Below are 18730 nucleotides of genomic sequence, written 5' to 3'. Positions count from 1 at the left end.
CAGTGTTCAACGAGGTGCCGGAGCTCTACGACCGGGTCCGGCCGGGATACCCCGACGAATTGTTCGCGGACCTCGGCTCCATCACCGGCATGGACGAACGGGCGTCGGTGCTGGAGGTGGGCTGCGGTACCGGTCAGGCGACGCGCTCGCCGGCAGCGCTCGGATGCTCAGTGACCGCCGCCGAGCGGGGCGCGGACATGGCCGCACTCGCTCGCCGACGGATCGCCTCCTTCCACAACGTCGAAGTCGAGACGTCGATCGGCTGGCGGCGAGCGCACGACATGCTCTGCCCCGCAGGCGGATGGCGCTCCTCGGCAACGTCGTCGTCCGACGACCGGGAGAGCCGGAGGTGTACGCCGAGACCGCCGACCTCCACGAGCGGTTCTGCCCCGGGAACCCTGACTGGGGTCATCCTCCCCTGGAGGACGACGCGCGCACCGCCGACGAGGGCTGGGGCCCGGTCGAAGATCCCAGCGGATTGTTCGGCCCAACGATCGTGCGCTGGTACCCGACCGTTCAGTGGTTCGACGGGGACGGCTTTGCCGATCACCTTCGCTCGTTGTCGCTGTACCGGAGGCTCGACCGCGACGTCCGTGAGCCCCTGCTCGACGCGATCGCCGAGCGCATCCGCACACGGATGGGTGACCGAGCACCACGCCGCTACCTGAGCGTCCTCCGTGTCGAGCTGGCCACCGCCGAATGGGTCGACTGGTACAACCACCGTCGGCTCCACGGAGAGACAGGGCACATTCCGCCCGTCGAATACGAAACCAACTTCTACACCGAACTCACGAAACCCCAGGTCACAACCACAATCTGAGATCTCTACCGAACTCGGGGCGGTTCATAGCGTCACGACCGTCTCACTGGACTTGAAATCTTCCGGTGCCCAGGCTCCAACGGCAGCTCGACCAACGTCCTCACCGGACCATCCGCGCACAGCAAGGCATCACTCAGCTCGAACAGCGCATCGCTCCGCCCGGTCAGACAGGCATGGAGCTCCGTCCGGAAGCGTGACAGTTCGCCAAACGCATCCCGTGGGATGCCGTGTTGCAGCAGACCCAGGCCGCTCTCACGTCCGGAACCCAGGCAGACCATCAGCAAGTTCGAGGACGTGTTCGACGGCAGACCATAAACGTCAGCTAAGGGGACGAACCGCTCCGCCTGTTCATGGCACCGGAGTCGGCGACGGACTGGCAGCGGTTGAGGACATGTTCACCACGGGTGCCTCCACGACAGTGGATCTGTCTTTGAGCGTGGCGAGAGATGCACTGTCGTATGCGATCTACCGCAATAGCGCCCGGGCCACGATGCCGGCGGGCACTCAGCAAAGGTGACCGGCCTGCCCCCTCCACACCGATTTCGCGTCAGCGCCACTTGGACAGCAGCCTCAAGCGCCAAGGTGTGAGCACGTAGGCGCCAAGGCCCAGAGAGAGGAGAGCAAGGCTCACGGCCAGCCCCATGGGGTGCGCACGGGCAGGCTGGATGGTGAAGTCCCACCAGAGGTGTGTGTCATCCACGCCTCCCGCACCCCAGTAGGTGAGGGCGCAGAGGGCCACGGCGGGCAGCCCCCAGGACTGCCGCCAGCCCAGAAGGCGCCCACTGAGCAGGCCAAGCCCGGTCCACCCAGGCAGCGCCACGGCCATGATCTCAAGGACCCGACCCTCGATTTCCACCGCACTGACGGAGAGGAAGAGCGCCATGCTCACCAGCCATAGCCCGGCCAGCCGCACTGCCCGGCCCCGGTGGAAACGGTTCGTCGCGCAGTCTTCCAGTTCTGCCATGGGGCTGTGGAGCGACAGCAGCGGCAGTACACCGGCGAACATGGCGAGCATCCGCCAGCTAGGGGTTGACGACGACTCGTCGCCCGCCGCAGTAGGGAGTGGGCTGGGCTCGTGCCCCAGCCACGCCACAGCGATGCCCACCAAGAGTACGGCAAGCAGTACGGCTGCCGGGCGCCGTACGCCGCAGGAGGGCGTGAAATGCCGTCCTTGGCGGCATTTCACGCCTGGGAGAGCCGGACGGCCGGTGTCGGCCGTGTCAGTCACAGTAGGTCTCCAAGACGAACTGGATGGTGTGGCGTGCCCACCGTTCCTGCTCAGCGGCCGGCTTATCCGCCATGGCCTTGCCCTTCTCTATCGCTGCCGCCTCCGGTCCGGGCACACCGCTCTCGACGTACGCAGGCTTCCCGCCGCCTGCGAGCCGCTTCTCGAGCCAGCGTTCCAGAGCCAGGACTGACTGGTCACCGGCGCGCGCGTACTTGTCCCAGCCGGCGAAGTCGTCGTCTTTGCAGGCGGCGAAAGTCTTCTCGGACATCGTGCGAGCCACACCGTCTGCCATGGCCCACTCGGATCCGCTGTCCATGTCGAAGTCACCGAGCCATTGGCCTTCCTTCCAGACCAGACCAAAGGAGTACACCTTCTCCGGTCTGGCCAACTCCTGGGGCAGGCCTTCGGCGCGTGCCAGGATCTGTTCTGCCATGGCGCGGTACTTCTCTTCCTCCGGCCACAGGCAGATCGCGGGCGGCCCCTTCACGCAGGTCATGGATTCAGGGCCTGGGCGTTTCGTGATCACGGAAGCCCCCGAGGCGTAGATAGTGCTGGCGAGCGCGAGCAACACCGCCGCAGTGGGCAGTGAGGCACGACGAACCGACTGCCGGCCCAGGGGGAGCCACAGACACGCGCCCAGCAGAACTACGGCTGCCGTGAGTCGCAACACGATGAGCGGCAGGTCGGGCTGCTCACGCGCTGGGCCGTTCACTACGACCAGGTCAGTCTTGACCGCGAGGTTGGCGATGATCCAAGTGAACGCTCCGACGAGCGGGCCCCAGCGGGCCGGCAGAAGCCGTCCGAGCAGCCAGCCCCAGCCGGTCGCGAGCACGAGTGAGGCGGCACCGAGCAGCGCGTATCCGAGGTACTGGGTGAATCCCGGTGGCCACGTACGTGCCGTGATGGTGAAGGCGACGGCCTGCCCGGCTACGTACGGCATGAGGACGATAAACAGCAAGGTGATCAACCGCGGCAGCTCGGCACGCGGTGTCGGCCGTGGCATGGCGTGCAGCGGTTCGACCACCTCGGGCCGGTCATGCGAGGCAGCGCTCCAAGCGGCGGCTCCGGCCGCGAAGATGCCCAAGTACAGGGCTGGCCCCTGCGCTACAGCTCCGGTGTCTCCCCACAGTCCGTGCCAGAAGTCGTCACGTGTGAGGACGAGCGCCACATCCAGGACGAGAAGTGCGGGGAGGAGCCAGCGAAGCGGGGTGCAACGCAGATGCAGCCAGAACGTGCTCACAGATGGCGCTCCTCTTCAGGAAGGAGCTCCATGTAGGCGCGCTCGATCTGAGTCGCGCCCGGGAAGCCATCACGGCCGAGCGCTTCCATCTCGGCTGCGCCACCGTCGAAGAGGATGCTGCCGCTGTGCAGCACGATCACTCGGTCGCAGGCGGCGGCCACATCGTCGATGAGATGGGTACTCAAGAGAACCGTGGTGTCGGTGAGTTCCGACAGGATACGGCGAAACTGAAGGCGCTGGCGCGGATCGAGGCCTACGGTCGGCTCATCCAGGAGGACCAGTCCTGGATCCCCGACGATGGCCCAGGCGATGCCAGCCCGTTGACGCATGCCACCGGAGAGCCGGGACATGCGCTCGTTGCGACGTTCCAACAGATCTACCTGGAGCAGGGCCTTCTCGACCGCCTCGCGCCGACGGTCTTTCGGTACCTCTCTCAACCATGCGCCGTACTCGACAAAGTCCTGGACCTTCATCCCCGCGTCCCAGCCGAACTTCTGTGGCAGATAGCCGATGTGCCGCCGGGCCTGCCGAGCGGCTCGCTCGCTGGTGATGGCGGTGCCGTCGAGTTCGATGGTGCCGCCGGCGGGTGGCAGTACGGTGGCCAGGGTCCGCATGAGGGTCGTCTTACCCGCGCCGTTCGGCCCGACAAGGCCAGTCACGCCGGGTGCGAGCGCCAGATTCAGATCTTTCAGTATGACTCGCGCCCGATACCCTTGGCGCAAGGCGGACAATTGAACGTACATATGGTCCTTCAGCAGTTGCGGTATACCATCGACGGGTGACCCTCCCGTCCGCAGCTGCAATGCGGACGGGAGGGTCCTTTGGATGGTGCGCCCGAGGCGTTGGTTCGGTCAGAAGTAGTAGGTTTGACCGGTCTCCACGTCAAAGGTGCAGTCCGGACCGTCATAGGTCGTGGAGTTGCCCCTGTTGCGGTACACCGTCAGTGAGTTGTCCCCTTCGACATCGCAAGGAGCGGTGGTTCTGTAGTTCCCGGTGGCGGCGGCTCCGCCGCTGCCGCACATCTGGTCGAAGTCAGTGTTGTAGTAACGACCCCAGCAGTTGTGGACCTTGTTGCTGTCCGTGTACGCCGACGCGTTGGTCACAGCCACCACCGAAGCGCCACCAGCAACCAGAAGCACTGCGACAGTTGATGCCGCGCGAGCTATGAGGCTCGTAGAATTCTTGGACATGTGTCATTCCCTTCGTCCTGCATGCGTGGAGATCGGCTTTCTCGTAGCCTTTCTCCCTGTTGAGTTGGCAGTTGTCCCGCCTGTGCGGAATCGTTCCCTTAGGCATGGACGCGCCAACCATGGACCGGAACGGATCTTGAGCCACTCTGAGCAAGCACGACAAGCACCCTCTCTCTCCGTTCGCTGAACTGGCCGATTTCAAAGCTAAGTTGGCGGATCCTCGACATGAGAGGTCATCTCATTTGGTGAGCCGGCGGTAGCAGATGAGGGTGCAGGCGATGCTGGTGAAGGCGAGGAAGTGTTCGGCCTTGCGTTCGTAGCGGCGGTGCAGACGACGGACTCGCGGCATGACGTCGGTCCGTCGGCAGCCGGTGTCGTGCGGGTGAGGCCCGGCGTTTAATCGGTGGTGCCGCGCCCTGGGGCGGGGCTAGGGTTCTGCTCAGCAGTTCCCGACGGGGGACTGTGTCGGTGCGTAGAGAAGAAGCAGGAGGTGAGGACGTTGATGACTGTCACGGTGACGGGCACGGCCCGCATTCAGGAGTTCGTCGTTCCCACCCCTGTGGTCTCCGGCTGACACCCACTCGACATCCGCGCAAAGCGCGCCGCCGGGGCCACCCTTCGAAGGGTCCCCCTTGTTCAACGCTTCGCTCAACACGCCATCACTTTCCGCCGCTCAGCAGGTCCTCGCCACCTACGGCTGGGACGCGGGCTGGGAAGCCGAGTTCGCCCCGTACGCCGCCCAGGAGCTCGTCCCCGGCCGGGTCGTACGGGTCGACCGCGGTCAGTGCGACGTCGCCACCCCCGCCGGTGTTGTCCGGGCCGACACCGAGTTCGTCGTTCCCCGTGATCCGATGAAGGTCGTGTGCACGGGGGACTGGGTCGCCGTCGACCCCGAGGGCGGTAGTCCGCGGTACGCGCGGACGATCCTGCCTCGACGGACCGCCTTCGTCCGGTCGACGTCGTCCAAGCGGTCCGAGGGCCAGGTGCTGGCCACTAACATCGATCACATCGTCATCTGTGTGTCGCTCGCGGTCGAACTCGACCTCGGGCGGATCGAACGGTTCCTCGCGCTCGCGATGTCCAGTTCGAGCGGTGAGGCACTGCTGCGTACGTCGGCGGACTCCTGGGAGTCCGGGGCGCAGCCGGTGGTCGTGCTCACCAAGGCCGACCTCGTCACCGACCCGGTGACGCTGGCGTACCTCGTCCAGGACGTGGAGACCGCCGCGCCCGGCGTCCCGGTGCTGTCGGTCAGCGCGGCGCACGGGGAGGGGCTCGATGTTCTCGCCGCCGTGGTCGCGGGCGGTACGGCGGTCCTGCTCGGGCAGTCCGGAGCGGGCAAGTCCACCCTCGCCAACGCGCTGCTCGGCGAGGACGTGATGGGCGTCCAGGCCATCCGTGACGTCGACGGCAAGGGCCGCCACACCACCACGACCCGCAACCTCCTCGCCCTGCCCGGCGGGGGAGTGCTGATCGACACCCCCGGACTGCGGGGCGTCGGCCTCTGGGACGCGGGCGACGGGGTCGGCCAGGTGTTCGCCGAGATCGAGGAGCTGGCCCGCGGATGCCGGTTCCACGACTGCGCCCACGAGAGCGAGCCGGGCTGCGCGGTCCTGGCCGCCATCGACAGCGGTGAGCTGCCGCAGCGGCGGCTGGAGAGCTACCGCAAGCTGATGCGGGAGAACCAGCGCATCGTCGCCAAGACGGACGCCCGGCTGCGGGCCGAGATCCGCAAGGAGTGGAAGCGCCGGGGCGCCGTGGGCAAGGCGGCGATGGAGGCCAAGCGGGGCGGCCTGCGATAGCCGTCACTCCAACGCCGTGTCCGATTTCCGCCAGACCGGGCCTCCGGTCTGGCGGAGACTGGAGGGCGTGACGGAGACCGCGGAGCACCAGAGTGTGCTGGACAGCAGATACGAGGCCGTACGCAGCCGGGACGCCCGGTTCGACGGCGCGTTCTTCTTCGCCGTCGAGACGACCGGCATCTACTGCCGGCCCAGCTGCCCGGCGGTGACGCCGAAACGGCACAACGTGCGGTTCTTCCCGACGGCCGCCGCCGCACAGGGCTCGGGTTTCCGGGCCTGCCGGCGGTGCCGCCCGGACGCCGTGCCGGGCTCGGCGGACTGGAACGTCCGCGCCGACGCCGTCGGCCGCGCCATGCGGCTGATCGGCGACGGGGTCGTCGACCGCGAGGGCGTCGCCGGACTGGCCGGCCGGCTCGGCTACAGCGCCCGGCAGGTGCAGCGGCAGCTCACCGCCGAGCTCGGCGCCGGCCCCGTGGCCCTGGCCCGCGCCCAGCGGGCGCACACCGCGCGCGTCCTGCTGCAGACCACCGAACTGCCGGTCACCGAGATCGCCTTCGCGGCGGGGTTCGCCAGCGTGCGGCAGTTCAACGACACGATCCGGGCCGTGTACGCGGCCACCCCGAGCGCGCTGCGCGCCGCCGCCCCGGCCCGCGACCGGGCCTCGCGCCGCGCGGCCACTCCCTCCGCCGGAATCCCGCTACGGCTCGCCCACCGGGGCCCCTACCGGGCCGGTCCCGTCTTCGACCTGCTCCAGCGGGAGGCCGTCGCGGGCGTGGAGGAGGTGAGCGGTCCGCCGGGCCGCCGCGTCTACCGGCGCACCCTGCGCCTTCCCTACGGCACCGGGATCGTCGCCGTCGACGAACGGCCCGGCACACCGCGCAGCGGCACCGGCGGCTGGCTCGACGCCCGCCTCCACCTCACCGACCTGCGCGACCTGACCACCTCCGTGCAGCGGCTGCGGCGGCTGTTCGACCTCGACGCCGACCCGTACGCCGTGGACGAACGGCTCGGCGCCGACCCCCGGCTCGCCCCGCTGGTCGCCGCCCGCCCCGGGCTGCGCTCGCCGGGCGCCGCCGACCCCGAGGAGCTCGCGGTGCGGGCCCTGGTGGGGCGCACGGAGGCCGAACGGCTGGTCCGGTGCCACGGCACGACGCTCGACGCCCCCTGCGGCGCCCTCACCCACCTCTTCCCGGAACCGGCCGTCCTCGCCGGGGCCGAGCCGGACGGCACCGTCGGCGCGCTCGCCGCCGCCCTGGCCGACGGCACCGTACGCCTGGACCCCGGTGCCGACCGGGACGACGCCGAGCGCGCACTGCTCGCCGTGCCCGGCCTGGACGCCCGTACGGCCGCCGCCGTCCGCACCCGCGCCCTCGGCGACCCGGACGTCGCCCCGCCCGGCACGGCCGTCCCCGACACCTGGCGCCCCTGGCGCTCGTACGCCCTGAACCACCTGCGCGCAGCAGGAGAGTGGGAGCAAGACCGATGACCACGTCGACGACCACCACCACCACTTCCGTGACGTACTGGAGCGAGACCGACAGCCCCGTCGGCCGGCTGCTCCTCACCGCCGGCCCGGACGGGGCGCTCACCTCCCTGTCGGTGCCGGGGCAGAAGGGCGGCCGGAGCGTCCAGGTCGGCTGGCGGCACGACACCGGGCCCTTCCGGGAGGCCGAGGAACAGCTCGCCGCCTACTTCGCCGGGGAGCTGAAGGAGTTCCGGCTGCCGCTGCGCGCCGAGGGCACCGCCTTCCGGGAGCGGGTGTGGGCCGCCCTCGACGCCGTGCCCTACGGGACGACGGCGACGTACGGCGAGATCGCCGCGCGCATCGGCGCCACCCGGCCCGCGGTACGCGCCGTCGGCGGCGCCATCGGTGCCAACCCGCTGTTGATCCTGCGGCCCTGCCACCGGGTGATCGGTGCCGACGGCTCCCTGACGGGATACGCGGGCGGTCTGGAACGCAAGACGCGGCTTCTCGCCCTGGAGGGCGCCCGGCTAGCCGGCTAGCACCGCTCCCAGCCACGCGGCGGTGATCAGCAGGCAGGCGAACAGCTCCGTCAGCAGGCTGGAGCCGCCCGCGCGCATCACCGTCCGCAGGGCCGCCAGCGCCTCGCCGTGCCGGCCGAGCCGCAGCCGTTCGGCGAGGTAGACGCCGCCCAGGAAGCCGGGGACCGCGCCGAGCACGGGGACCAGCAGGAAGCCGAGCAGGGCGCCCGCGCCCGCGTACGCCGTGACCCGGTGGGTGGCGTCGTCCGCGCGCAGCCGCCGGGGCGGCAGGGCCCAGCGCACCGCCCGGGACAGGAGCAGCACGACCGTGGCCCCCACGAAGACGGCCCAGGCGGCCGGCCGGGGGTCCTTCAGCGCCCACCACAAGACCCCGGCCCACACCAGCCACGCTCCGGGCATGCCGGGCACCAGGACGCCGCACAGCCCGAGCAGAATGACCAGGCCGGACAGCAGGAGGTCCCACGCTCCCATCAGTCCAGGGTGCCGCAGCCGGGGGCGGTCCGCAGATGTCCGGCGCCGGCATGGACCCGGTCAGCCTTTCCGGGCCACCCAGTCCCGTTCGTACGCGTGCCAGCCCAGCTGGAGCCGGGTCGTCACTCCGGCCAGCTCCATCAGGCGCTTCACCCGGCGCTGCACGGTCCTCAGGCCCAGGTCGAGCTGTTTGGCGACGCTGGCGTCGGTCAGGCCGGCCAGGAGCAGGGAGAGTATCTCCAGGTCGGTGCCGTCGGGCCCGTCCGGGCCGAGCTCCGTCACCCCGGACGTGCCGAGCCGCAGCGGGAGGGCGTCGCGCCACACCGACTCGAACAGGCCCGACAGCAGTTCCAGCAGACCGCTCGCGTGCACCACCAGCGCGGCGGGCTCCGAGGAGTGCGCGGTCAGCGGGACCAGGGCGAGCGTCCGGTCGGCGACCACCAGTTTGGTCGGCACCCGGTCCACCACCCGTACCTGTTCGTCGCGGCCCAGGGCGGCGGTCAGCTCGGTGATGCCGGTCGGCAGGTCCAGCACCGCGCGCTCGACCACCACGCGGTAGCGGACCCCGCGTCCGGTGGCCTGCTCCTCGGCGTCGTTCTCCATGCCGGTGACCGCCACCGGGTTGCCGGTGACCAGCGCGCACACCTCCTCGCTCGCCCCCAGCTGGAGCTGGAGGAAGCGCCGGGCGACCGCCGCCGCGCCGATCACGACCTCCACCAGGTCGTGCACGGCGGGCTCGGCCGCCGCCGCCCGGTACTCCTCGGCCAGCAGCGCCGCCGCCAGCTCGGCCTTCTCCAGCTCGTGCCGCTGCTGGGTGAGCAGCGCGCCCAGCGCCACCCCCGGCGGCGCGGCGACCCAACGGCCGGGCCGGGCCGGTGACTGGGCCGCCAGCCCGTTCTGCTCCAGCCTGCGCAGTACCCGCTCGGTGTCCTGCTCGCCGAGCTCCAGCCGCCGGGCCAGATCGGGCACGTCGGCCGCTCCCACGGACACCAGTGCCCGGTACGCCGACTCCTGCGTGCTCTCCAGTCCCAGCACTCCCAGCATCAGGCGCCGTCCCTCCCCAGAAGCTCACCACCGTCTACGCGGACCGGCCGTGGCGGGAAAGAGCCACGGCGCAAACCCGCCTCGGGACATCATCGCCGTACCGCGGCTCTCTCTGCCAAGGTGGCCCCGCCGGGCGGTTCTCCTGTGGGGGGTGGGCCGCTCGGCGGCTTGCCTCGCCCCACGCGTCAATCGGGAGCATGAGCCAGCAGGGGGGAAGGCCCACCGGTCCCGAGGACGACTGGTGGGGGCAGCTGTACGACGACTCCACCGGCGACACCGGCCCCACGGCGGCACCCGATTCCCTGGACGACCGCTTCGCCCCGGCGGCGGGGACGGTGGCACACCGCCCGGACCGGGACGCGGTGAACGGCACGAAACCGCCTCCGACGGCGGAGGTGCCGCTTCCGGCGGCGGCGGAAGTGCCGCCTCCAGAGGCGGAGGAACCGCTTCCGGCGGCGGCGGACCGGGGGTCCCGTGCGGTGACCGCACCCTCCGCCGGGCGAGAACCCCCTCCGACCGAAGGCCGGCCCCCCTCGGCGCGGGCGGACTGTTCCGGCTGCGCGACGGCGTCCGGCAGCACATGGAACCGCACCGCACCGCACCGCACCGCGGCGACGTCGGCGGCGAGCCCGTCGTCGGGTTCGGCTCGACGCCGGGCGGTAAGCGGAACGAGACGCCCGGGGGCGACCGGCTCACCATGGACCTCGGCATCACCGCGCCGCCCGGCCCCTACGGGGCCCGTCCGCCGGACCACCCCGCGAGCCCTTCCGCTTCCGTGCCTGCGTAGCCCGCCCGGGTGATGTGCTCCTGATGCGCACCGCGGGCCTGGCCGAGCCGCTGCTGAGCGAGCCCGAACTGGGCGAACTCCTCGCGCGGCGGTGGTCCTGCGCGGCCCCGCCCGGTCTCACGGAGTTCCTCGCCGACGGCCGCATCCGGGGCAAGGGCCACGCCGACGACCGCACGGCCGCCGCCGTAGGGGAGGCGTGACGCCGCTCGCTGTGCCATAGCTAGAGCCATGGCCAAACAGAACGTCGCGGAACAGTTCGTCGACATCCTCACCCGCGCCGGGGTCGAACGCCTCTACGGAGTCGTCGGCGACAGCCTCAACCCGGTCGTGGACGCCGTGCGCCGCCACTCCGGCATCGACTGGGTGCACGTCCGGCACGAGGAGACCGCCGCCTTCGCCGCGGGGGCGGAGGCCCAGATCACGGGGAAGCTGACCGCGTGCGCCGGCTCGTGCGGCCCCGGCAACCTCCACCTCATCAACGGGCTCTACGACGCCCACCGCTCCATGGCCCCCGTCCTCGCCCTCGCCTCGCAGATCCCGTCCAGCGAGATCGGCCTCGGGTACTTCCAGGAGACCCACCCCGACCAGCTGTTCCGCGAGTGCAGCCACTACAGCGAGCTGATCTCCAGCCCGCGGCAGATGCCACGGCTGCTCCAGACCGCGATCCAGCACGCCGTCGGCCAGGGCGGCGTCAGCGTCGTCTCCCTGCCCGGTGACATCGCCGGGGAACCCGCGCCGGAGAGGGCCGCCGAGACCGCCCTGGTCACCACGCGGCCCACGGTGCGGCCCGGCGACGAGGAGATCGACCGGCTGGTACGGCTGATCGACGACGCCGACAAGGTCACCCTGTTCTGCGGCAGCGGCACGGCGGGCGCGCACGCCGAGGTGATGGAGTTCGCCGGGAGGATCAAGTCGCCGGTGGGGCACGCGCTGCGCGGCAAGGAGTGGATCCAGTACGACAATCCGTTCGACGTCGGGATGAGTGGTCTGCTCGGCTACGGCGCCGCCTACGAGGCCACCCACGAGTGCGACCTGCTGATCCTGCTCGGCACGGACTTCCCCTACAACGCCTTCCTGCCTGACGACGTGAAGATCGCCCAGATCGACGTCCGGCCCGAGCGCCTCGGCCGGCGTTCCAAGCTGGACCTCGCGGTGTGGGGCGACGCGAAGGAGACGCTGCGCTGTCTGATCCCGCGGGTGAAGGAGAAGAAGAGCCGCCGCTTCCTCGACCGGATGCTGAAGAAGCACGCGGACGCGCTGGAGGGCGTCGTCAAGGCGTACACCCGCAAGGTCGACAAGCACGTCCCGATCCACCCCGAGTACGTGGCCGCCGTGCTGGACGAGATGGCCGACGACGACGCGGTGTTCACCGTGGACACGGGCATGTGCAACGTCTGGGCCGCCCGCTACATCTCGCCCAACGGACGCCGCCGCATCATCGGCTCGTTCTCGCACGGCTCGATGGCGAACGCGCTGCCGATGGCGATCGGCGCCCAGTTCACCGACCGGCGCCGGCAGGTCGTCTCGATGTCCGGCGACGGCGGCTTCACCATGCTGATGGGCGACTTCCTCACCCTCGTCCAGCATGACCTGCCGGTGAAGGTGGTCCTCTTCGACAACTCCTCGCTGAGCATGGTCGAGCTGGAGATGCTGGTCGCGGGCCTGCCCTCGCACGGCGTGGCCAACGTCAACCCCGACTTCGCCGCCGTCGCCGAGGCCTGCGGCGCCTTCGGGGTGCGGGTGGAGAAGCCGAAGGAACTGGCGGGGGCGCTGAAGGCCGCGTTCAAGCACAAGGGCCCGGCCCTCGTCGACGTCGTCACCGACCCCAACGCCCTGTCCATCCCGCCGAAGATCAGCGCCGACATGGTCACCGGTTTCGCCCTGTCCGCGTCGAAGATCGTGCTGGACGGCGGTGTCGGACGCATGCTGCAGATGGCCCGCTCCAACCTGCGCAACGTCCCGCGTCCGTGACCGTACGAGAGGTCACGTGGAATCGGCATGACTGTCCGGGGCCCGAACGGGCAAGGCTTCCTCAGTGAAGATGTTCGAAAAAGGGGGAAGCGACATCAGCACGCGGACGGGGGACATGAAGGGACATGCGGCACCACAACTCAGGCGACGGCTCGGTCGGGCGGACCTGCGGGCGGTGCCCGAGACCCGGCGTGCCCTGCGGGAGCTGCTGCGGCACTGGGGCGGGCCGGGACGGTCGGAGATCGCGGAGCTGCTCACCAGTGAGCTCGTGACCAACGCGCTCGTCCACACCGGCGAGGGCGCCGTCCTGACCGCCACGGTCGGGCCGCGGGCGCTGAGGGTCGAGGTGCGGGACTTCGTCGGCCGGCTGCCCCGGCCGCGGACGCCCGAACCGGAGCAGAGCACCAACGGGAGGGGGTTGATGCTGGTGCAGTCCCTCGCCGACGACTGGGGCGTGCGGCGCTGCGAGGTGGGCAAGTCGGTCTGGTTCGAACTGGACGCGGAGGCCGCCTGAGGCGCCGGGACCTCGTCCCGGCGCCTCACGCACGCCTACGCCTCACGCACCCCTAGCCGAACTGCTGCTCCAGGTCCTTCAGCTTGCGCTCCAGGGAGTCCAGGCGCGGCAGGGCCTGGGTGTCGTCCTCCGCGGTGAGGTCGACGGTGACCGGGTCGGCTCCGCCGTGCACGGGCTGCAGGGAGGGGCGCCGGCTCACGGGCAGTTGCTCCTGGGCCGGTATGGCAGGCTCCGTGGTGGCCCTCTCGGCGCCCCGCTCCAACTGCTGCACCTCGACCTCGACATCGACCTGGCGGCCGCCTCGGCCGGGGAAGCCCCGGTGGCCCCTGCTGATCGCCTTCAACCGGGCCCGCTCCAGGCGCTCCTGCTCACGCCGCCGCTGCCGGGTCTCCTCCTTCCGGCGCCGGTCGTCGCGCACCTCCTCGACCGCTTCGTCGAGGCTGCGCACACCCTCCAGGAGCATCAGCGACCAGGCGCGGTACGTCTCCCGGGGAGCCCGCAGCCAGCGGACCATGCGGATCTGCGGCAGCGGACGCGGCACCAGGCCCTGCTCGCGCAGGGCGGCACGCCGGGTCTGCTTCAGGGCGCGGTCGAACAGCACCGCCGCCGACAGGGACATGCCCGCGAAGAAGTGCGGGGCACCCGCGTGACCGATGCCGCGGGGCGCGTGCACCCAGTTGAACCAGGCCGCCGCGAACGCGAAGGTCCACACGAGTATCCGGGAGCCGAGCGCCGCGTCACCGTGGCTGGCCTCGCGCACCGCGAGCACGGAGCAGAACATCGCCGCCCCGTCGAGCCCGAACGGGACGAGGTACTGCCAGCCGCCGCTCAGGCCGAGGTTCTGCTCACCGAAGCCGACCAGACCGTGGAAGGAGAGCGCCGCGGCGACCGCGGCACAGCAGAAGAGCAGGACATAGGAGACGCTGCCGTAGACGGCCTCTTTGCGCCTGCGGCGCTCCTCCGCACGCTCCCAGGAGTCGTCCGCGCCCGCGTCCTTCCCCGGGGAACGCTTGCCGCGCGCGAGCACCGCCACCGCCGCCAGCATGCCCAGGAGCAGCACGGCGCCCGGAAGCAGCCAGTTCAGCGATATGTCGGTCAATCTCATCTGGGGTCCCTTGCCTTGGGATAGGGCGTAACGCCCGCCATGGTGGCCCAAACCCAGCGGCCGTCAGGGGGTTTCGGGGCAAGAGGCCGCCAAGGGAGGGTGAAGGGATGCCCGGGGCGGCGTTCTGCTCGAACTTCCGCATGACGGGCGGGAGTTGAGTTCGAATAAGACTACCCGTACGCGTGGTTCCATGGAAAAGTCCCGCACCGCGTGGGGGAGTTGTGCAAAGACGTCGACGATCCTAGCGGCCGGCCGGGCGGGAGAGTGCCGACGGCCCGGCTCAACCGGCCGCGGCGAGCAGCTTGTTGACGCGGTCCGCGTCGCAGGTGCGCGGGCAGGTGGCGCAGGTGTCCTCGGGGCGCAGGGTGTAGAACATGCAGCAGCTCGCCCGGTCCCGGGTGTGCAGCGGCTCGCCGTCGGGCCCCTTCAGCTCACGGAACGCGGCGTCGCCGACGTACGGCTTGGTGGCGCCCGGCAGCAGCAGCTCCAGCTCCTGGCGCGCCCGCTCCTGTTCGCCGAGCAGGTGCGCGACGTACCAGAGGCTCTCCACGACCTCGTCGGTCGCCATGCCCCACAGGGCGCGTCCGCGGCGCCGCATGCGCGGCCCGAAGCCCGCCAGCACCGGCTCCAGGTGTTCGGCGACCGCTGCCCGCACCTCGGCGCGCAGCGCCTCCTCGTCGGCGACCACGCGGGCGCCGGGCAGCGCGGCGGCCGGATCGCCGGGCAGGCAGGCGAAGCCGGCGGGCCGCGCGGCCAGCCGGCCGAGGGGGAAGCCGGCGGCGCCGCGGTCGTAGGCGACCTCGGTGGCGGGGTAGCGGGGCACCCGGCGGTGCAGGAACCACGGGACGGTGATCAGCAGGCAGGCCGGCCACGCGTACCGGTGCAGTCCGAAACTCGCCACCACGTCCGGCCGGGCCCGCTGCCCGTAGTCCCGCAGCACCTGGGCGTCGTCCCAGGCGAGGAACGCCTCCAGCTCGGCCTCGCCCGCCGCGAGCGAGCCCGCCGTGACCCACCCGCCGTCGCGCGGCACCGCCTCGCCCGCGCCCAGCTCGGTGACGCCCAGCCCCGGAAGGACCTCGGACAGGCGCGCGTAGGAGTCCGCGACGGCCGAGCGGGTGACAGGCATGCGGGACCACCGATCCACGTCAGAACAACGGGCTTGCTTGAGGTAAGCCTTACCTTACCCAAGATCGTCGGGATGTGAACTGGCGGGCCCGTGCGCTTAGGGTGCTTGACGAACAAGTGACAACCCGCCGTAATGGCCCCAAGTACCGACACGTCCCGTAGGAGGACCCGTGAAGCCGAGCACACAGGGCTCCGCCGGGACGGGGACCGCACGCGTCCGGACCGCCGCACCGGCCCGCGTCCCGGCCCAGACCGGTGCCGTCGGCAGGGACCGGGACGACCGGGGCCGCGGCGGCGCGGAACCGGTCGGGGCCGCGCGCGGCGAGCACACCCACGGCGAACCCCCGCTGTCCCCCGCACGCCCCCTCGTCCAGCGCTCCTCCGTGCGCGGGCAGATCCTCGACGCCCTGCGCTCCGCGCTGGTGGCCGGCGAACTCCGCCCCGGCGAGGTCTACTCGGCGCCGGCGCTCGGCGAGCGGTTCGGGGTCTCGGCCACGCCGGTACGGGAGGCGATGCAGCAGCTCGCCCTGGAGGGCGCCGTCGAGGTCGTCCCCAACCGCGGCTTCCGCGTCGTCGAGCGCGGCGCCCGGGAACTGGCCGAGCTCGCCGAGGTGCGCGCCCTGATCGAGGTCCCGGTGATGCTGCGCCTGGCCCGTACGGTGCCCGCCGAACGCTGGGCGGAGCTGCGCCCCCTCGCCGAGGCCACCGTCCGGGCCGCGTCGTCCGGCTGCCCGGCCGCCTACGCCGAGGCCGACCGCGCCTTCCACCGCGCGGTGCTCGCACTGGCCGGCAACGACCAGCTCGTCCGGATCGCCGGCGACCTGCACCGCCGCGCCCAGTGGCCACCGGCCGGCGCCCCCGCGGCACGGGGGCGGGCCGACCTGATCGCCGACGCGCACGAGCACACGGCGCTGCTGGACGCGCTGATCGCCGGCGACCCCGACGTGGTGCGGACCCTGGTGACGGAGCACTTCACCGGCGCGCGCTGAGCGGCGACGCCCTCCCAGGGCCGCGGACCGCGGCCCTACGACACCTCCTGCCGCTCCGAACGGCTCGCGGGCACCTTCGTGCCGGTGGTCCGGCCCTTGCGGCGCCCGGCACGGGACCCGGCGCCGCGGTCGTGCAGCTCGATGGCCAGTGGAGTGGCGGCGAACACCGAGGAATACGTGCCGACTCCCACGCCGATCAGCAGCGCGAGGGCGAAGTCGGTGAGCGAGTCGTCGGCGAGGACGGCGAGCGAGGCCAGGATGAGCACCGCGCCCATGCCCGTGTTCACCGTGCGCGGCAGGGTCTGGAGGATCGCCTGGTTGGCGAGCCGGGCGAACGGCGTCCTGCGGTCCTGCGCGAGCAGTTCCCGGACGCGGTCGAAGAGGACGACGGAGTCGTTGACCGAGTAGCCGATCACGGTCAGCAGCGCGGCCAGGAACACCCCGTCGATCGGCTTGCCCAGCCAGGCGAACACCCCGACGAGGATGACCACGTCGTGGGCGAGGGCGCTGACCGTCGCGGTACCGAACAGCCACCGGAAACGGGCGGCGAGGTACAGCAGTTGGGCGCCGAGGGCCAGGCCCAGGGCGATCAGGGCGTCCCGCCGCAGCTCCTCGCCGAGGCTCGGTCCGATCAGCTCGTCGCGGACCTTCTCCGTCTCGCCGCCCAGTTTCCCGATGGTGCTCGTGACGGTCGCGGCCTCCGCGTCGGTCAGCTCCTGGGTGCGCACCGTGAGGTCGCTGTCACCGGAGGACTGGACCACGACGCGGGAGAAGCCCGCGTCGGCGAGGGCGTCACGGGCCCGGTCGGGGTCGACCTGGGTGGCCGTGGAGTACTCGATGAGCCGTCCGCCGGTGAACTCGATGCCGAAGTCGAGGCCGCGGGCCACGATGCCGGAGCCGGCCAGGACGAGGACGACGCCGGAGGCGGCCAGCCAGCGGCGCGGCCGGCGCATCAGGAAGGGGTCGCGGCGCAGCAGGGCGTCGCGGACGGGGCCGGTGCTGGAGATGCCGGTGAGGTGGGGGCGGCGGAAGACCGACGGACGGCTCGCGGCGAACTCGGCGAGCACCCGGGTGATGACCAGGGCGCTGACCATGGAGGCGAGGACACCGATGCCCAGGGTGACGCCGAAGCCCTTCACGGGGCCGGACGCCAGGAAGAACAGCAGGGCGGCGGCGATCAGCGTGGTGACGTTGGAGTCGGCGATCGCGCTGAAGGCGCTGCGGAAACCGGTGGTCAGCGCCGAGCGCGTGCTGGGACGGCTGCGGGCGGCCTGTTCCTCGCGGGCGCGTTCGAACACGAGGACGTTGGCGTCCACCGCCATGCCGATCGCCAGCACGAAGCCGGCCAGTCCGGGCAGGGTCAGGGTCGCGCCGACCGCGGCCAGGGCGGCGTAGGAGATCAGGCCGTAGCAGAGCAGCGCCACGGTCGCGAGGGCGCCCATGAGCCGGTAGACGACGATGATGAAGAGCCCCGTGAGCGAGGTGCCGATCACGGCCGCCCAGGCGCCGGCCGAGATGGCCTCGTCGCCCAGGGTGGCGCCGATGGTGCGCTGTTCGATGGTCTCGACCGGCACGGGCAGGGCACCGCCCTTGACGAGCAGGGCCAGTTCGCGGGCCTCGGCGTCGTCGAAGGAGCCGGTGATCTGGGTGGAGCCACCGGTGATGCCCGCTCCGCAGGCCACCGACGGGTCGACCTGGGGCGAGGAGATGATCTTGTCGTCGAGCACGATGGCGACCCGGCGCTGGGGATCACCGGCCGGATGGCAGGCGGCCTGGCCCGTCACCTCGGCCCACCGGTCGCTGCCCGCGTCCTTGAAGTCCACGGTGACGTGCCATCCGGCGCCGTTCTGCTGGTCGAACCGGGCGTCGGCGCCCTCGACGTCCTGCCCGGTCAGGGTCGGAGCCTTGAGGCGCAGTGACTGACCGGACTCGTCCGGCAGGACGCGCTCGCCGTCGTCTTCACCGGTGTCCTTGCCGGTGTCCTTGCCGCCGTCCTCGGCGGTGTTCTCGCCGGTGCCCTGGCCGGCCTCCTCGGCCGGGCCGAGGACCGAGTGGACGGTGAGCTGGGCGGTGCGGCCCAGCACGGCGGCGGCCTTCTTGGGATCCTGCACGCCCGGCAGTTCGACGACGACGCGGTTCTCGCCGGAGCGCACGATGGTCGGCTCGGCGACACCGAGTGCGTCGATGCGGCCGCGCAGCACCTCCACGGTGCGGTCGGTGGCCTCCCGGTCGGCCTTGGTGGTGGCGGTGGACTTGGTCTCCAGCACGATCTGGGTGCCGCCGCGCAGATCGAGTCCGAGACGGATCGGCATGGTCAGGGCGATGGCCACGGACGCGGCCATCACGGCGAGGGCGACGAGCGCACGACCTCTCAGCGAGCGGGAGTGCGAGCGGGATCGGGGACGGGAACGTTTCAACACGGGCCTCCGGCGGGCACGCCACG

Annotated in this window: 18 protein-coding genes and 2 pseudogenes; 9 read left to right on the top strand and 11 right to left on the bottom strand. The window is 71.4% G+C overall.

The window, feature by feature from the left end:
• The first annotated feature begins 163 nt into the window (after window positions 1-163).
• Entirely contained in the window at window positions 164-820 is a 657-nt protein-coding gene (locus tag KUM32_RS43445; protein ID WP_308408649.1) for an integrase core domain-containing protein, read from the top strand.
• A 59-nt stretch (window positions 821-879) separates the two neighbouring features.
• On the opposite strand, the pseudogene KUM32_RS44980 reads toward KUM32_RS43445, so the two are convergent.
• The 6 genes and pseudogenes from KUM32_RS44980 to KUM32_RS13450 all read right to left on the bottom strand — a co-directional run.
• Window positions 880-1098, bottom strand: a pseudogene (locus KUM32_RS44980) (hypothetical protein); the annotation flags it as partial.
• A 269-nt stretch (window positions 1099-1367) separates the two neighbouring features.
• Window positions 1368-1835, bottom strand: a complete 468-nt coding sequence (locus KUM32_RS13470; RefSeq protein WP_217142093.1) for a hypothetical protein — start codon at window positions 1833-1835, stop codon at window positions 1368-1370.
• A 205-nt stretch (window positions 1836-2040) separates the two neighbouring features.
• On the bottom strand, window positions 2041-3288 hold the full coding sequence (locus KUM32_RS13465; protein WP_217142092.1) for a hypothetical protein: 1248 nt from the start codon (window positions 3286-3288) through the stop codon (window positions 2041-2043).
• Complete coding sequence (locus KUM32_RS13460; RefSeq protein ID WP_217142091.1) at window positions 3285-4031, bottom strand: ATP-binding cassette domain-containing protein; 747 nt, start codon at window positions 4029-4031, stop codon at window positions 3285-3287. The genes KUM32_RS13465 and KUM32_RS13460 overlap by 4 nt, the downstream gene beginning before the upstream one ends.
• Window positions 4032-4139: 108 nt before the next feature.
• Window positions 4140-4478, bottom strand: a complete 339-nt coding sequence (locus KUM32_RS13455) for a hypothetical protein (RefSeq protein WP_217142090.1) — start codon at window positions 4476-4478, stop codon at window positions 4140-4142.
• Window positions 4479-4716: 238 nt separating this feature from the next.
• Window positions 4717-4815: pseudogene (locus tag KUM32_RS13450) on the bottom strand (IS5/IS1182 family transposase); the annotation flags it as partial.
• Window positions 4816-5110: 295 nt separating this feature from the next.
• On the opposite strand from KUM32_RS13450, the gene rsgA reads away from it, so the two are divergent.
• The 3 genes from rsgA (at window position 5111) to KUM32_RS13435 (ending at window position 8281) form a co-directional block, all read left to right on the top strand.
• Entirely contained in the window at window positions 5111-6277 is a 1167-nt protein-coding gene (gene rsgA, locus KUM32_RS13445) for a ribosome small subunit-dependent GTPase A (protein WP_217142089.1), read from the top strand.
• A gap of 67 nt (window positions 6278-6344) precedes the next feature.
• Window positions 6345-7763, top strand: coding sequence for an AlkA N-terminal domain-containing protein (locus KUM32_RS13440; protein ID WP_217142088.1), 1419 nt, complete (start codon window positions 6345-6347; stop codon window positions 7761-7763).
• Window positions 7760-8281 carry a methylated-DNA--[protein]-cysteine S-methyltransferase gene (locus KUM32_RS13435; protein ID WP_217142087.1) on the top strand — a complete coding sequence of 174 codons (522 nt, stop codon included), beginning with the start codon at window positions 7760-7762 and terminating at the stop codon, window positions 8279-8281. The genes KUM32_RS13440 and KUM32_RS13435 overlap by 4 nt, the downstream gene beginning before the upstream one ends.
• On the opposite strand, the gene KUM32_RS13430 is transcribed toward KUM32_RS13435, so the two are convergent.
• Window positions 8270-8752 carry a DUF456 domain-containing protein gene (locus tag KUM32_RS13430; RefSeq protein ID WP_217142086.1) on the bottom strand — a complete coding sequence of 161 codons (483 nt, stop codon included), beginning with the start codon at window positions 8750-8752 and terminating at the stop codon, window positions 8270-8272. The genes KUM32_RS13435 and KUM32_RS13430 overlap by 12 nt on opposite strands.
• Window positions 8753-8812: 60 nt before the next feature.
• Window positions 8813-9796, bottom strand: a complete 984-nt coding sequence (locus KUM32_RS13425; protein ID WP_217142085.1) for a helix-turn-helix domain-containing protein — start codon at window positions 9794-9796, stop codon at window positions 8813-8815.
• Between the two features lie 580 nt (window positions 9797-10376).
• Here KUM32_RS13425 and KUM32_RS45265 point away from each other — a divergent pair.
• The 4 genes from KUM32_RS45265 to KUM32_RS13410 all read left to right on the top strand — a co-directional run bounded on the left by KUM32_RS45265 (window position 10377) and on the right by KUM32_RS13410 (window position 13068).
• Complete coding sequence (locus KUM32_RS45265; RefSeq protein WP_374227509.1) at window positions 10377-10583, top strand: hypothetical protein; 207 nt, start codon at window positions 10377-10379, stop codon at window positions 10581-10583.
• A gap of 23 nt (window positions 10584-10606) precedes the next feature.
• Entirely contained in the window at window positions 10607-10783 is a 177-nt protein-coding gene (locus tag KUM32_RS45260; RefSeq protein ID WP_374227508.1) for a hypothetical protein, read from the top strand.
• Between the two features lie 28 nt (window positions 10784-10811).
• A complete protein-coding gene (locus tag KUM32_RS13415; RefSeq protein ID WP_217142084.1) occupies window positions 10812-12554 on the top strand; it encodes a pyruvate dehydrogenase in 1743 nt (580 codons plus the stop codon).
• Between the two features lie 115 nt (window positions 12555-12669).
• Window positions 12670-13068: an ATP-binding protein gene (locus KUM32_RS13410; protein ID WP_217142083.1), complete on the top strand. Its 399-nt coding sequence runs from the start codon at window positions 12670-12672 to the stop codon at window positions 13066-13068.
• Between the two features lie 52 nt (window positions 13069-13120).
• On the opposite strand, the gene KUM32_RS13405 is transcribed toward KUM32_RS13410, so the two are convergent.
• Both KUM32_RS13405 and KUM32_RS13400 read right to left on the bottom strand, forming a co-directional pair.
• Window positions 13121-14173 (bottom strand): DUF2637 domain-containing protein, encoded by a 1053-nt coding sequence (locus tag KUM32_RS13405; RefSeq protein WP_217142082.1) that lies wholly within the window; start codon window positions 14171-14173, stop codon window positions 13121-13123.
• Window positions 14174-14453: 280 nt separating this feature from the next.
• Complete coding sequence (locus tag KUM32_RS13400) at window positions 14454-15299, bottom strand: (2Fe-2S)-binding protein (RefSeq protein ID WP_217142081.1); 846 nt, start codon at window positions 15297-15299, stop codon at window positions 14454-14456.
• Window positions 15300-15468: 169 nt separating this feature from the next.
• Between KUM32_RS13400 and KUM32_RS13395 the strand changes: the two genes are divergently transcribed.
• Window positions 15469-16287 carry a GntR family transcriptional regulator gene (locus KUM32_RS13395; protein WP_217142080.1) on the top strand — a complete coding sequence of 273 codons (819 nt, stop codon included), beginning with the start codon at window positions 15469-15471 and terminating at the stop codon, window positions 16285-16287.
• Window positions 16288-16322: 35 nt separating this feature from the next.
• On the opposite strand, the gene secD is transcribed toward KUM32_RS13395, so the two are convergent.
• Window positions 16323-18629, bottom strand: a complete 2307-nt coding sequence (secD, locus tag KUM32_RS13390) for a protein translocase subunit SecD (RefSeq protein ID WP_254405498.1) — start codon at window positions 18627-18629, stop codon at window positions 16323-16325.
• Between the last annotated feature and the right edge of the window lie 101 nt (window positions 18630-18730).

This window comes from Streptomyces sp. AC627_RSS907, from assembly GCF_019049165.1.
This window is presented reverse-complemented; position numbering and strand designations above follow the sequence as displayed.